Annotated in this window: 11 protein-coding genes; 8 read left to right on the top strand and 3 right to left on the bottom strand. The window is 72.3% G+C overall.

Going from position 1 to position 13,846, the window contains the following annotated elements; all coding sequences use genetic code 11:
• The first annotated feature begins 177 nt into the window (after positions 1–177).
• From ACIG5E_RS26690 to ACIG5E_RS26700, 3 genes are read left to right on the top strand one after another with little or no spacing between them, the layout of a single operon-like run.
• The gene (locus ACIG5E_RS26690) at positions 178–2,115 is read left to right on the top strand and encodes an AMP-dependent synthetase/ligase (protein WP_396537428.1); all 1,938 of its coding nucleotides are present in this window, start codon (positions 178–180) and stop codon (positions 2,113–2,115) included.
• A 56-nt stretch (positions 2,116–2,171) separates the two neighbouring features.
• Entirely contained in the window at positions 2,172–3,401 is a 1,230-nt protein-coding gene (gene hemW, locus ACIG5E_RS26695; protein ID WP_396537430.1) for a radical SAM family heme chaperone HemW, read from the top strand.
• Between the two features lie 41 nt (positions 3,402–3,442).
• Positions 3,443–4,000, top strand: coding sequence for a Uma2 family endonuclease (locus ACIG5E_RS26700; protein ID WP_396537432.1), 558 nt, complete (start codon positions 3,443–3,445; stop codon positions 3,998–4,000).
• Here ACIG5E_RS26700 and ACIG5E_RS26705 read toward each other — a convergent pair.
• Positions 3,991–4,824, bottom strand: a complete 834-nt coding sequence (locus ACIG5E_RS26705) for a DUF3097 domain-containing protein (RefSeq protein ID WP_396537434.1) — start codon at positions 4,822–4,824, stop codon at positions 3,991–3,993. The genes ACIG5E_RS26700 and ACIG5E_RS26705 overlap by 10 nt on opposite strands.
• 162 nt (positions 4,825–4,986) lie before the next feature.
• Between ACIG5E_RS26705 and ACIG5E_RS26710 the strand changes: the two genes are divergently transcribed.
• Positions 4,987–5,472: a hypothetical protein gene (locus ACIG5E_RS26710; RefSeq protein ID WP_396537436.1), complete on the top strand. Its 486-nt coding sequence runs from the start codon at positions 4,987–4,989 to the stop codon at positions 5,470–5,472.
• Positions 5,473–5,500: 28 nt separating this feature from the next.
• Here ACIG5E_RS26710 and ACIG5E_RS26715 read toward each other — a convergent pair whose 3' ends face one another.
• Both ACIG5E_RS26715 and htpX read right to left on the bottom strand, forming a co-directional pair.
• The gene (locus tag ACIG5E_RS26715; protein WP_396537438.1) at positions 5,501–6,088 is read right to left on the bottom strand and encodes a hypothetical protein; all 588 of its coding nucleotides are present in this window, start codon (positions 6,086–6,088) and stop codon (positions 5,501–5,503) included.
• Positions 6,089–6,120: 32 nt separating this feature from the next.
• A complete protein-coding gene (htpX, locus tag ACIG5E_RS26720) occupies positions 6,121–7,041 on the bottom strand; it encodes a zinc metalloprotease HtpX (RefSeq protein WP_396537440.1) in 921 nt (306 codons plus the stop codon).
• Between the two features lie 266 nt (positions 7,042–7,307).
• Here htpX and hrcA point away from each other — a divergent pair, with 266 nt between their 5' ends.
• The 4 genes from hrcA (at position 7,308) to ACIG5E_RS26740 (ending at position 13,729) form a co-directional block, all read left to right on the top strand.
• Positions 7,308–8,342: a heat-inducible transcriptional repressor HrcA gene (gene hrcA, locus ACIG5E_RS26725; RefSeq protein WP_396537442.1), complete on the top strand. Its 1,035-nt coding sequence runs from the start codon at positions 7,308–7,310 to the stop codon at positions 8,340–8,342.
• A gap of 73 nt (positions 8,343–8,415) precedes the next feature.
• Positions 8,416–9,555, top strand: a complete 1,140-nt coding sequence (gene dnaJ, locus ACIG5E_RS26730) for a molecular chaperone DnaJ (protein WP_396537444.1) — start codon at positions 8,416–8,418, stop codon at positions 9,553–9,555.
• Positions 9,556–9,647: 92 nt separating this feature from the next.
• The gene (locus tag ACIG5E_RS26735; RefSeq protein ID WP_396537446.1) at positions 9,648–10,397 is read left to right on the top strand and encodes a 16S rRNA (uracil(1498)-N(3))-methyltransferase; all 750 of its coding nucleotides are present in this window, start codon (positions 9,648–9,650) and stop codon (positions 10,395–10,397) included.
• Between the two features lie 104 nt (positions 10,398–10,501).
• Positions 10,502–13,729 carry a PDZ domain-containing protein gene (locus ACIG5E_RS26740; RefSeq protein ID WP_396537448.1) on the top strand — a complete coding sequence of 1,076 codons (3,228 nt, stop codon included), beginning with the start codon at positions 10,502–10,504 and terminating at the stop codon, positions 13,727–13,729.
• The last annotated feature ends 117 nt before the right edge of the window (positions 13,730–13,846 follow it).

Raw genomic sequence — 13,846 nt, forward strand, 5'->3', positions numbered from 1 at the left:
GGGGCGTGCCAGCTGGATCCGCCCCCTTACGGAATGACCGATTTCCCCCTAGGCTGCTGACTGCGCCCTTGTTACTGACCGGTATGGCTCTCCGCTCAGGTGGACCGGGGCCCGGCGGCCGCCCCCACGGACGCCGCGACAATCCCTCAGACGGCCACCCGCCCCCGGAGGTCCTCGTTGAGTTCCGCGCAGTCCCTGATCGACTCCGGCAAAGCCGACATCGTCGCCGGGCGTCCCGCCTCCGTCGCCCACCTGTTCCTGGAACGCGTCGCCGCCACCCCGAACGCCGAGGCCTACCGCCACCCCGCCTCCGTCGACGAGCAGGCCGCGGACGGCGCGCCGGGCGCCGAGCAGTGGCGCTCGCTCACCTGGGCGCAGACCGCGGTCCGGGTCAAGGCGGTGGCCGCCGGCCTGATGGCGCTCGGCATCCAGCCGGAGGACCGGGTCGCGCTGGCCTCCTCCACCCGGATCGAATGGATCCTCACCGACCTCGGCGCGATGTGCGCGGGCGCGGCCATCACCACGGTCTACCCGAGCACCAACGCGGACGAGACGGCCTTCATCCTCTCCAACTCCGGCTCCCGGGCCATGTTCGCGGAGAACGCCGCCCAGCTGGCCAAGGCCGTCGACCACATCGACCAGCTGCCCGAGCTGCGCACCGTGATCCTCTTCGACGCCCCCGCCGAGGAGCCCCGGCCTGAGACACTCCAGACGGCCGGCCTGGACCTGATCACCCTGGCCGAGCTGGAACGGCGCGGCGCCGAGTACCTGGAGCAGCACCCGGACGCGGTCGAGAAGGCCGTGGCCGCGCTCGACAAGGAGCAGCTGGCCACCCTCATCTACACCTCCGGCACCACCGGCCGCCCCAAGGGCGTGCGCCTGGTGCACGACTGCTGGTCGTACGAGGGCAAGGCCCAGGAGGCCAGCGGCCTGCTCGGCCCCGACGACGTCCAGTTCATGTGGCTGCCGCTGTCGCACGTCTTCGGCAAGACGCTGATCTCCGGCCAGATCGCCACCGGCCACGTGATGGCGGTGGACGGCCGGGTCGACCGGATCATCCACAACCTGCCGGTCATCCGGCCCACCGTGATGGCCTCGGCGCCGCGCATCTTCGAGAAGGTCTACAACGGCATCGCCGGCCGGGCCCGGGCCGAGGGCGGCGCCAAGTACAAGATCTTCATGTGGGCCGCCCGGGTCGCCCGCGAGTACGCCCGGGTGGTCCAGGAGAACCGGATCGCCACCGGCACCGAGAGCGCCCCGCTCGGCCTGCGGCTGCAGCACGCGCTCGCCGACAAGCTGGTGTACGCGAAGATCCGGGCCGCCTTCGGCGGCCGGATGCGCGGCGCCGTCTCCGGCAGCGCCGCGCTCGCCCCCGAGATCGGCTACTTCTTCCTCGGCGCCGGGGTGCCGATCCTGGAGGGCTACGGGCTGAGCGAGACCAGCGCCGGCTCCTGCGTCAACCGCAAGGAGGACGTGCGGATCGGCACGGTCGGCCGCGCGCTGCCCGGCACCGAGGTGCGGATCGCCGAGGACGGCGAGGTCCTGCTGCGCGGCCCCGGCGTCATGCGCGGCTACCACGACCTGCCGGAGAAGACCGCCGAGGTGCTGGAGCCGGACGGCTGGTTCCACACCGAGGACATCGGCGAACTGACCCCCGACGGCTTCCTGCGGATCACCGACCGCAAGAAGGACCTGTTCAAGACCTCCGGCGGCAAGTACGTGGCGCCCAGCGAGGTCGAGGGCAAGTTCAAGGCGGCCTGCCCGTTCGTCAGCAACATCCTGGTGATCGGCAACGGCCGCAACTACTGCACCGCGCTGATCGGCCTGGACGAGGCGGTGCTGATGCCGTGGGCCGCCGAGCGCGGCCTGGCCGGGAAGAGCTACGCCGAGCTGGCCGTCGAGCCGGCCGTGCACCAGCTGATCGAGGGCTTCGTCAAGCGGGTCAACGCCGACCTCCAGCGCTGGCAGACGATCAAGAAGTTCCACCTGCTGCCGCGCGACCTCGACATCGAGCACGGCGAGCTCACCCCCAGCCTGAAGATCAAGCGCCCGGTGGTCGAGCGGACCTACGCGGACGCCGTGACGGCCATGTACGAGGGCGCCAACGAGGCCTGAGCCCGGCTCCCGTACGGTCCGCGCGGGGTTCGCGGGCCGTACGGGACAATGGGGTCATGCCCTCCGCACTCCCCGACGGCGAACCGGTGCCGTCCGACGGTTCCCTGCCCACCGACGCCCTTGCCGGGCTGGGCCGGCGGCCGTTCGGCTTCTACCTGCATGTGCCGTACTGCGCCAGCCGCTGCGGCTACTGCGACTTCAACACCTACACCGCCACCGAACTGCGCTCCTCCGGGGCGGTCGCCTCGCAGGAGACCTACGCGGACAACGTGGTCGCCGAGATCCGGCTCGCCCGCAAGGTGCTGGGCCCCGTCGACCTCCCGGTGCAGACGGTGTTCCTCGGCGGCGGCACTCCCACCCTGCTGCCGGCCCGCGACCTGGTGAAGATGCTCGCCGCGCTGCGCGAGGAGTTCGGGCTCGCCCCGGACGCCGAGGTCACCACCGAGGCCAACCCGGAGTCCGTCGACCCCGCGTACCTGAGCGAGCTGCGCGAGGGCGGCTACAACCGGATCTCCTTCGGCATGCAGAGCGCCCGCCCGCACGTCCTCCAGCTGCTCGACCGCCACCACACCCCCGGCCGCCCCGAGGCCTGCGTCGCCGAGGCCCGCGCGGCCGGCTTCGAGCACGTCAACCTCGACCTGATCTACGGCACCCCCGGCGAGTCCGACGACGACTGGCGGGCCTCCCTGGACGCCGCGATCGGCGCCGGGCCGGACCACGTCTCCGCGTACTCCCTGATCGTCGAGGACGGCACCAAGCTGGCCGCCCGGGTCAAGCGCGGCGAACTGCCGATGATCGACGACGACGTGCACGCCGACCGCTACCTCATCGCCGAGCAGGCGCTCGGCGCGGCCGGCTACAGCTGGTACGAGGTCTCCAACTGGGCCACCACCCCCGAGGGCCGCTGCCGCCACAACGAGCTCTACTGGACCGGCGCCGACTGGTGGGGCGCCGGCCCCGGCGCCCACAGCCACGTCGGCGGCGTCCGCTGGTGGAACGCCAAGCACCCCGCCGCCTACGCCCAGGCCCTCGCCGAGGGCCGCACCCCGGCGCTCGGCCGCGAGGTCCTGAGCGACGAGGACCGCCGGGTCGAGCGCATCCTGCTGGAACTGCGCCTGGTCGAGGGCGTCCCGCTCGACCTGCTGGCCCGGGCGGGTCGCGAGGCTGCCGCCAAGGCCCTCGTCGACGGCCTCCTCGCCCCCGAACCCTACGAGGCCGGCCGCGCCGTCCTCACCCTCCAGGGGCGGCTGCTGGCGGACGCTGTTGTACGTGACCTGGTGGACTGACATTCGTTAACGTGGGTGTCAGCCGTCGGAGGGAGCGTGCGATGACCGCCATCGATGATCGGATGACCGGGATCTTCGAGAACCTGGAGGTTCCGGAAGGCGTCAAGGCCGAACTCATCAGGGGGGAAATCGTGATGATGGCCGGGCCTGACATGGTCCACAACCTCATCGTTTCCGCGATTCAGCACCAGACCCCGTACGCCCGGTGGCGGGCGCTTCAGACCCAGGATCTGATCATCTCCGGCGAGGCCAGCGAACCCCAACCGGATCTGGTCGTGTTCGAGCGCGGTGTCGTCCCGGAGGCGGGCCGTCTGCTGTCCGCCTCCGCGGTGACCTTGGTGGTGGAGGTGGTCTCCAAGACCAGCGTGCACCGGGACTACCGGACCAAGCGTGAGATGTACGCCCAAGGCGGGATTCCGGCGTACCTCATCGTCGATCCGCTCAAGGGCGTGTGCGTGCTCCTCACGGATCTGACCACTGACACGCCTTCGGGTACCCCGGTGTACTGGTCCGAGCGGACCACCAAGTTCGGTGACCCGATTCATGTCGACCTGCTTGACATCGCCCTGGACACCTCGGAGTTCCAGACCTACTCCTGACCGGGCAGGGCGGTGAAGTCGATCAACTCCTCGACCTTCGCGAGGAGTTCGGGCTCCAGGTCCTTATAGGAGTTCACCTTCGACAGGATGTGCTTCCAGGCCGCCGGGGTGTCCGTCGGCCAGCCGAGGCGGCGGCAGGTGCCCTCCTTCCAGTCCTCGCCGCGGGGGACGGCGGGCCAGGCGGGGATGCCGACGCTGGAGGGCTTCACGGCCTGCCAGATGTCGATGTAGGGGTGGCCGACGATCAGGACGTTCTCGCCGGTGACCTGGGCGGCGATGCGGTGTTCCTTCGTTCCCGGGAGCAGGTGGTCGACCAGGACACCGAGGCGGCGGCCGGGGCCGGGGGCGAAGCCGGCGACGATCGCGGGGAGGTCGTCGATGCCCTGGAGGTACTCGACGACGACGCCCTCGATCCGCAGGTCGTCGCCCCAGACCCGTTCGACCAGTTCGGCGTCGTGCCGGCCCTCGACGTAGATGCGGGACTCGCGGGCGACCCGGGCGCGGGCGCCGGGGACGGCGACGGAGCCGGAGGCGGTGCGGCCCGGCGTACGGGCGGGGGCGGGGCCGGTCGGGCGGACCAGGGTCACCACTCGGCCCTCCAGCAGGAAGCCGCGCGGCACCATCGGGAACACCCGGTGCTTGCCGAAACGGTCCTCCAGAGTGACGGTGAAGCCCTCCGCGGTCTTCTCGCAGCGCACCACCGCCCCGCAGAAACCGGTGGCCGCCTCCTCGACCACCAGGTCCCGCTCGGCGGCCACCTCGGGTGCCGGCTGCTGCTTCTTCCACGGCGGGGTGAGGTCGGGTCCGTACTGGTGGCTGCGCATGGAGGCGACTATACGGACGGGCCGTCAGAGACGCCGCCGGGCATCGGGGCGAAGGGGTAGAACGTGCCCTCACTCGACCCTTGTACACGGACACGGCGCGCCACATTGCGCACAACATAATTCCTGTTCGCCAACTGGCTCGACCGGTGCACACTGCTCGGCGTGACAGAGACCGAAGAGAAGACCAGTCAACCCATTGAGTGGTGCGTCATCGCCAACGTGGCGCGCCTGACCACCCATGGACCCGGCGGAGAGGAGGTCCAGTCCGGCCTCAAGCACTTCCCGCCCGGAGCGAAGCTCCGGGTGCTTCCGCCCCGCTACCAGGACGAGGACGATCGGCTCCAGGTGATCGGGATCCACCGTGGGGGTCGCAGGCGGCAGATCTCCATGGTCCTCTTCCGACGGCACCTGGAGAACTTCCGGGTCAAGGCCGTCTACAGCCCTGCGGTGCAGAAGGTACGGGAAGAAGGCGGTTACTGGAACTGGGGCCGCGTGTGGTGCTGCCCGGAGATGGCACAGCCCTGGGCCGATCGATGGAACGCTCTTGCCGCCGGGCAACCGTCCCAGGAGTTTCCGCCATGGCCGGTCCGGTCGACCTTCGGTCCTGACGCCGGGCCCTGTCCTCACCAAGTTCCAGGAACCGTCTGAGGAGCTGAGGCATCGCTGATCACAGCTCTCACTCCTCCATGCCCGGGGCGCCCCAGACGGGGAACCAGCGGGACAGGTCCGGCTCGATCCGAAGATCATTCTTGAGGAGGTTGGAGATCTCGATCTCCAGAGGGTTGTTCCGTTTCTCCTGGCCAGGCTGTTTACACACCGGGTAGAAGGTGCCGCGCTTGTAGAGGTAGACCAGGGCCAGCGACTGCCCCTCCGGATTGCGGAAGCCGACCAGCGAGCAGAGCAGCTGCGGGCCGAAGCCGTTCGCCTCCAGCTCGCTGTTGACCGCGTGCAGGTCGTTCACCAGTTCCGGCAGTTCCTGGGGGGTGTGCCGGGCGAGCAGCCAGGAGTAGCCGTAGCCGTCCTTGGAGGCCTCCACCGGGACGCCGCCGCGCTCGGTGTCGGCGTCCAGCAGCGCCCGGACCTGCTGCTCCACCTGGACGAAGGACGCGCCCTCGACGGCAGCGAAGCAGACCGAGCCGAGCCCGGTGGGCAGGAACCCGGCCGCGGCCTCCAGGGTGAGTGCGGCGGACGGCACACCGAACAGCTGGTCGAGGTCGGGCTTGACGGGCTTGGTGCGGCCGAACAGGGCGTCCAGGAATCCCACGGGGGTCCTTTCGTGAACGGGGTCGTAACGGGTCAGCGGCCGAGCTGCTCGGAGATCTTCGCCAGCTGGGCCAGTCGCTTCTCCAGCGTCGGGTGGGTGGAGAGCAGCTGGGAGGCGGTCTCCTTGGCGTTCAGCGCGGGGGCGAAGTAGAAGGCGTTGTAGGGCTGCGACTTGCGCAGGTCCTCGGTGGGGATGGCGGAGATCTGCCCGGTCACCTTGGTGAGGGCGGAGGCCAGGGCGCTGGGCCGTCCGGTGAGCTGGGCGGCGGCCCGGTCGGCGGCCAGCTCGCGGTAGCGGGAGAGCAGCCGGGTGAGCAGGAAGCTGATGGCGTAGACGACCATCGACACCAGCGGGATGATCAGCGCCGCGATGGCCGCGTTCTGGTCGTTGTTGTTGCGGCCGCCGCCCATGAACCCGCCGTACATGGCGATCCGGGTCATCGCCCCGGCGAGCACGCCGAGGAAGCCGGCGATGGTCATCACCGCGACGTCCCGGTGGGCGACGTGCGACAGCTCGTGCGCCAGGACGCCCTCCAGTTCCTCCGGTTCGAGCCGGCGCAACAGGCCGGTGGTCACGCACACCACGGCGTTCTGCGGGTTGCGGCCGGTGGCGAAGGCGTTGGGCATGTCGTTGTCGGCGACCGCCACGCGGGGCTTGGGCATGTCGGCCAGGGCGCAGAGCCGGTCGATGGTGCCGTGCAGCTGGGGGTACTGCTCCTCGGTCACCGGCCGGGCGCCCATGGCCCGCTCGGTGATCTTGTCGCTGAACCAGAACTGGGCCACGAACAGCCCGCCGGAGATCAGCACGATCAGCGGCCAGGCCCCGCGCAGCAGCGCGATCAGCAGGCCCGTGAAACCGACGTACAGCAGCCCGATCACGAACATCGTCGCGACCATGCGGCCGGTCAGGCCGCGGTCGGGCGCGAAACGGGTGTGCTGGCCCGAGCTCGACATCTCTTGCTCCTCCGTTCGCCGTCGCTTTCGATGCTGCCACCCGGACGGCCCCGGGGCACCACCCCCGCACGCGGAGTGTCGTGGTGGCCGTCCGGAACTGCGGGCAGGATCACCCTGGCCGGGCCGTTCCTGCGGTAGGACCCGGGCCGTACACTGGCAGGTACGGTTTTGGCACTCGTGTGCGCAGAGTGCCAAGGTCGGGCCCTCCGAGGAGCGGCTCGCAGCATCACAGACGGACAACGTGCGAAGACGGAGGTGCGTGCCCCATGGCCGGTGAGGTCCGCCAGCTGGACGACCGCAAGCTCGCCGTGCTGCGCGCGATCGTCCAGGACTACGTGGGCACCGAGGAGCCGGTCGGCTCCAAGGCCCTGGTGGAGCGGCACAACCTCGGGGTGTCCCCGGCCACGGTCCGCAACGACATGGCGGCGCTGGAGGAGGAGGGGTACATCCACCAGCCGCACACCAGCGCCGGGCGCATCCCCACCGACAAGGGCTACCGGCTGTTCGTCGACAAGCTCGCCGAGATCAAGCCGATGAGCTCCCCGGAGCGCCGGGCGATCCGGCACTTCCTGGACGGCGCCGTCGACCTGGACGACGTGGTCAGGCGCACGGTGCGGCTGCTCGCCCAGCTGACCCGGCAGGTCGCCGTGGTGCAGTACCCCTCGCTCACCCGCTCCACCGTCCGGCACATCGAGCTGGTGGCGCTCGCCCCGGCCAAGGTGATGCTGGTGCTGATCACCAACACCGGCCGGGTCGAGCAGCGGATGATCGACTGCCCGGGCACGGTCGGCGAGACGGTCCTGGCGGACCTGCGGGCGCGGATCAACGCGCGGGCGGCCGGCCAGCGGCTTCCGGACGTCCCGGGACTGCTGGAGGAGCTGCCGGGGATCTTCGAGCAGGTCGACCGGCCGACCGTCAGTACTGTCCTGGCGACGCTGTTCGAGGCGCTCGCCGAACAGAACGAGGAGCGGATCATGCTGGCCGGCACGGCCAACCTGACCCGCTTCGGGCACGACTTCCCGCTCACCATCCAGCCGGTGCTGGAGGCCCTGGAGGAGCAGGTCGTCCTGCTCCGCCTCCTGGGTGAGACCGCGGACGCCGCGATGACGGTCCGGATCGGGCGGGAGAACGCGTACGAAGGGCTGAATTCCACCTCGGTCGTTTCGGTCGGCTACGGTTCGGGCGACGAGAGCGTGGCGAAACTGGGCGTGATCGGTCCGACCCGGATGGACTACCCGGGCACAATGGGGGCGGTGCGAGCGGTGGCACGGTACGTGGGGCAGATCCTGGCCGAGTCGTAGCAAGCAACCGCCGTCGGAAGTCCGGCGGCGGTGTCCAGTCGCACTACTACAGGCGGAACAAGCGGAGCATTTGGTGGCCACGGACTACTACGCGGTACTCGGCGTCCGACGGGATGCGGGGCAGGACGAGATCAAGAAGGCGTTCCGGCGCCTGGCACGCGAACTGCACCCGGACGTCAACCCGGACCCGAAGACGCAGGAGCGGTTCAAGGAGATCAACGCCGCCTACGAGGTGCTCTCCGATCCGCAGAAGCGCCAGGTCTACGACCTCGGCGGCGACCCGCTGTCGCCCGGCGGCGGTGGCGCGGGCGGCTTCGGCGCCGGCGCGGCGGGCTTCGGCTTCTCCGACATCATGGACGCCTTCTTCGGCGCCGCGGCCGGCCAGCGCGGCCCGCGCTCGCGCACCCGCCGCGGCCAGGACGCCATGATCCGGCTGGAGATCACCCTGGAGGAGGCCGCCTTCGGCACCACCAAGGAACTCCAGGTCGACACCGCCGTCACCTGCACCACGTGCAACGGCGAGGGCGCGGCCCCCGGCACCTCCGCCCAGACCTGCGACATGTGCCGCGGCAAGGGCGAGGTCTCCCAGGTCACCCGGTCCTTCCTGGGCCAGGTCATGACCTCCCGCCCGTGCCCGCAGTGCCAGGGCTTCGGCACCGTCGTGCCGACCCCGTGCCCCGAGTGCGCGGGCGACGGCCGGGTGCGGGCCCGCCGCACCCTGACGGTCAAGATCCCGGCCGGTGTGGACAACGGCACCCGGATCCAGCTGGCCGGCGAGGGCGAGGTCGGCCCCGGCGGCGGCCCGGCCGGCGACCTGTACGTCGAGATCGCCGAGACCAGCCACAGCGTCTTCCAGCGGCGCGGGGACGACCTGCACTGCACCGTCACCATCCCGATGACGGCCGCCGCGCTCGGCACCCAGGTGCCGCTGCAGACCCTGGACGGGCTGGAGGAGGTCGACATCCGGCCCGGCACCCAGTCCGGCCAGTCGATCCCGCTGCACGGCCGGGGCATCACCCACCTGCGCGGGGGCGGCCGGGGTGACCTGATAGTGCATGTCGAGGTGCAGACGCCCACCAAGCTCGACCCCGAGCAGGAGGAGCTGCTGCGCCGGCTCTCCATACTGCGCGGCGAGGAGCGGCCGTCCGGCCAGTTCGCGCCGGGCCAGCAGGGCCTGTTCTCGCGCCTGAAGGACGCCTTCAACGGCCGGTAGTCGTCCGGGAAGGGGTGCCGGGGGCAGTTCCCCGGCACCCCTTCCGTGTTGTCCCCATTCGGCCGCAGGCCCCTCCTGGAAAGGTCCTCGTCATGACCGCGCCCGTCTTCGTCGTCGAGACCGAGCGGATCGCCGCCGCCGCGCCCGGGACCGTGGTGCGGCTCGACGGCGCCGAGGGGCGGCACGCGGCGGCGGTGAAGCGGCTGACGGCCGGCGAGGCGGTGACCCTGGCGGACGGGCTGGGCCTGGGCGTGGACGGCACCGTCGCCGAGGTACTGGGCAAGGACGCCATCGACGTCACGGTGGACGCCGTGCGGCGGGAGCCGGAGCCGGCGCCGCGGATCGTGGTCGTCCAGGCGCTGCCCAAGGGCGACCGCGGCGAGCTGGCCGTGGAGACCATGACCGAGGTCGGCGTGGACGTGGTGATCCCGTGGGCCGCCTCCCGGTGCATCACCCAGTGGAAGGGCGAGCGCGGCGCCAAGGCGCTCGCCAAGTGGCGGGCCACCGCCCGGGAGGCGGGCAAGCAGTCCCGTCGGCTGCGCTTCCCCGAGGTGCGCGAACCGATGACCACCCGGCAGCTGGCGCCGCTGCTCGCCGGGGCCGCCCTCGCCGCCGTGCTGCACGAGGAGGGTGCCGAGCCGCTCGCGCAGACCGCGCTGCCCGCCGGCGGGGACATCGTGCTGGTGGTCGGCCCGGAGGGCGGGGTCTCCCCGGAGGAGCTGGCCGCCTTCGCCGAGGCGGGCGCCAAGCCGTACCGGCTGGGCCCCTCGGTGCTGCGCACCTCGACCGCCGGGGTGGCCGCCGGGGCGCTGCTGCTGGGGCGCACCGGCCGCTGGGCGTAGGGCTTGTCGGACGCGCCTCAGGGCCCGTCCGCGCTCCCCGTGCGCCCGCCGGGAGTCTCGGGAAAACGGAGCGGCTCGTACCCGCACCTGCTTACGCTGACCGGGTGACGGACTCCCTGAGCACCACCGCGGGCGCCTATCTGCGCCACCCCCATCTGCACGGTGAGCTGGCCGCCTTCGTCGCCGAGGACGACCTGTGGCTCGCCCCGCTGGACGGCGGCCGGGCCTGGCGGCTGACGGCCGATCACCTGCCGGTGCACCACCCCAGGTTCTCCCCGGACGGGCGGCACATCGCCTTCACCTCCACCCGGGACGGCGCCCCCGAGGTGCACGTGGTGCCGGTGGACGGCGGTCCGTCGAGGCGGCTGACGTACTGGGGCAGTCAGCAGACCCAGGTGCACGGCTGGACGGCGGACGGGCGCCCCATCGCCGCCACCACCGCGGGCGAGGCCACCCTGCGCCGCACCCACGCGTACGCCGTGCCGCTGGACGGCGGCGAGCCGCAGCGGCTGCCGTACGGGCTGGTCGGCGGGCTGGCCTTCGAGCCGGACGGCGACCGGGTGCTGCTGGTCAGTGCCAACAACCGCGAGCCGGCCTGGTGGAAGCGCTACCGGGGCGGCCGGGCGGGCAAGTTGTGGCTCGGCCGGGACGAATTCGTCCGGATCCACGAGGAGTTGGACGGTCAGCTCGGCTCGCCGCTGTGGGTCGGCGAGCGGATCGGGTTCCTGTCCGACCACGAGGGCGTCGGTGAGCTGTACTCCAGCCGCCCGGACGGCTCCGACCTGCGCCGCCACAGCACAGACCCGGACGGCTTCTACGCCCGCAACGCCAGCACCGACGGCACCCGGGTGGTCTTCCACCGGGCCGGCGACCTCTGGCTGCTGGACGACCTGGAGGGTGCCGCGCCCCGCCGCCTGGACGTCCGGCTGGCCGGCCCGCGCGCCGGCCGGCGCCCCCGCCCGGTCCACGCCGGGCACTGGCTGGAGACCGCCGCCCCCGACCGCACCGGCCGGGCCTCCGCCGTGGTGGTGCGCGGCAGCGTGCACTGGCTGACCCACCGGGAGGGCCCGGCCCGGGTGCTGGACGAGACGCCGGGCGTGCGCGGGCGGCTGGCCCGGGTGGTGCCGGGGGAGGACGGCGCCCAGGGCGTGCTGTGGGTCTCGGACGCCGAGGGCGAGGACGCGCTGGAGTTCGCGCCCGCCGTGGACGGCGCCGCGCGCCGCCGGCTGGCGGCCGGGCGGCTCGGCCGGGTCAACTCGCTGACCGTCTCCCCGGACGGCCGGCAGGCCGCGCTCGGCGTGCACGACGGCCGGGTGCTGCTGGTGGCGCTCGCCGACGGCGCCGTGCACGAGCTGGCCCGCAGCCGGGACGGCGAGGTCAGCGGGCTGACCTTCAGCCCGGATTCGGCCTGGCTGGCCTGGTCCCGCCCGGTGCACGGCCTCGGCCCGTACTCGCTGCGCCACATCGTGCTGGCCGACCTGGCCACCCGCACCGTCAGCGAGGCCACCCAGCCGCGCTTCTTCGACACCTCGCCGGCCTTCACCGCGGACGGCCGCCACCTGGCCTTCCTGTCGGTGCGCAACTTCGACCCGGTGTACGACTCGCACGGCTTCGACATGGCCTTCCCGGGCGGCTGCCGCCCGTACCTGATCACGCTGGCCGCCGACACGCCCTCGCCGTTCGGGCCGCAGCGGGCCGGGCGCCCGCTCGGCGGGGAGGAGGACGAGCCGCGCGGCAAGAAGGAGGACGGCGAGACCGACGCCCTGCCGGTGACCAGGGTCGACCTGGACGGCCTCGCCGACCGGATCGTGCCCTTCCCGGTCGAGGGCGGCCGTTTCGGCCGGCTGCGCGCCGCCAAGGACGGCGTGCTGTGGACCCGTTCCCCGCTGCTCGGCGAACTGGGCGACGACGCGGCCTCGTTGGACGACGAGCGGCCCCGGCCGGTGCTGGAGCGGTTCGACCTGAAGCGGCGCCGCGCCGAGCAACTGGTGCACGGCCTGGACGACTTCGCGGTCAGCGGGGACGGCACCCGGGTCGCCGTGCTGGACGAGGGCGAGCTGCGGATCGTCCCGGCCGACCACAAGGCGGGCGGCGAGGACGACGAGACCGCCGTCGACCTCACCCGGCTGAGGGTGACCGTCGATCCGGCCGCCGAGTGGCGCCAGATGTACTCCGAGAACGGCCGCCTGATGCGCGACAACTTCTGGCGCTCGGACCTCGGCGGCCTCGACTGGGCGGGCGTGCTGGAACGCTACCGCCCGCTGGTGGAGCGGATAGGCTCGCACGACGAACTGGTCGACCTGCTCTGGGAGGTGCACGGCGAACTCGGCACCTCGCACGCCTACGTGCTCCCGTACGGCCGACCCACCGAGCCGGCCCGCCGGCAGGGGCTGCTCGGCGCCGACCTGGTCAAGGACGGCGAGCAGTGGCGGGTCGCCCGGATCCTGCCCGGCGAGTCCTCCGACCCCCGGGCCCGCTCGCCGCTGGCCGCGCCCGGCGCGGCGATCCGCTCGGGCGACGCGGTCCTCGCCGTCAACGGGCGCCCGGTGGACCCGGTCACCGGGCCGGCGCCGCTACTGGCCGGCACCGCCGGGCAGCCGGTCGAGCTGACCGTGGCCGGCAAGGACGGCACGGACCTCCGCCATCCGGTCGTCGTCCCGCTCGCCGACGAGGAGCCGCTGCGCTACCACGACTGGGTGGCCGGCCGGCGGGCCGCCGTGCGCGAGCTGTCCGGCGGCCGGCTCGGCTACCTGCACATCCCCGACATGCAGTCGGCCGGCTGGGCCCAGCTGCACCGCGACCTGACCACCGAGATGGCCAAGGAGGGCGTGATCGTCGACGTGCGGGAGAACCGCGGCGGTCACCTCTCGCAGCTGGTGATCGAGAAGCTGGCCCGCCGGATCGTCGGCTGGGACTTCGCCCGGGACATCGCCCACCCGATGCCGTACCCGGCCGACGCCCCGCGCGGACCGGTGGTCGCGCTGGCCGACGAGTTCTCCGGCTCGGACGGCGACACCGTCAACGCCGCGATCCAGGCGCTCGGGATCGGCCCGGTGGTCGGCACCCGCACCTGGGGCGGCGTGATCGGCATCGACAGCCGCTACCGGCTGGTCGACGGGACCTTGGTCACCCAGCCCAAGTACGCGTTCTGGCTGGAGAAGTACGGCTGGGGCGTGGAGAACCACGGCGTCGACCCGGACGTCGAGGTGCCGATCGCCCCGCACCAGCGGGCGGCTGGCGAGGACCCGCAGCTGGCCGAGGGCGTCCGGATCGCCCTCGCCGCCCTGGCCGAGACCCCGGCGCGCACGGCACCGGCGGCGCCCTGGATGTAGTCGGGAGGTGCAGTCCCGGAGCGGGAAGTCGGCGAGGTCGACCTCCCGCTCCGGGGCGTGGGTAGGATGCGGGGCTGTTCTTGATCGCGATCTTGCATCATCTGATCGACAGCTCAC

The sequence above is a fragment of the Kitasatospora sp. NPDC053057 genome (assembly GCF_044546945.1).
Taxonomy (GTDB): domain Bacteria; phylum Actinomycetota; class Actinomycetes; order Streptomycetales; family Streptomycetaceae; genus Kitasatospora.